This window comes from Bradyrhizobium sp. Arg237L (assembly GCF_029990105.1).
In the GTDB taxonomy this organism is placed as follows: Bacteria; Pseudomonadota; Alphaproteobacteria; order Rhizobiales; family Xanthobacteraceae; genus Bradyrhizobium.
In genome coordinates, this window is record NZ_JAQMIL010000218.1 from 1 (window position 1) to 511 (window position 511).

Sequence of the window (511 nt, forward strand, 5' to 3'; positions counted from 1 at the left end):
GGCCCGCGTCGCTTCACCATGTACTTGGCGACGCTGGACTGCGCGACCTCGAACCCGAGCTTGAGCAGTTCGCCGTGGATGCGTGGCGTTCCCCAAAGCGGATTTTCGACGCTGATCCGCCGGATCAACGCGCGCAGCCTCGTGTCGATCGGCGGCCGCCCTCCGATCGGGCGCGACTTCCAACGCCAATAGCCGCGAAAGCCGGCCCGGTGCCAACGCACGACCGTCTCAGGCCGGATGATCGTGAGGACCTGCAAGATCGATGGAAACCAGCGATACAGTTGAATGAAGAACCAGCGATCATCGTTGGTGAGCCGGACGCGACCCTGCAGCTTACGCCTCAAGACAATCAACTGATGTCTGAGCGCCGCATTCTCTGCTTCAAGTCGGCTCTTCGACTTGAGAGGCGAAGCCAAGACGGCCAGTACGAAACAGAGCAGCCCGATCATTCCGCCAGCTTAGGCGATTCCATTACATCATCAACTCGGATAAGGTTTTCGGTACACACAGG

At 59.7% G+C, this 511-nt stretch carries 1 protein-coding gene; it reads right to left on the reverse strand.

From position 1 onward, the window contains the following. Positions 1 to 344, reverse strand: a 344-nt coding sequence (locus OZ411_RS43055) for a hypothetical protein (RefSeq protein ID WP_282532820.1), incomplete at its 3' end; no start/stop codon positions are given. Positions 345 to 511 lie beyond the last annotated feature (167 nt).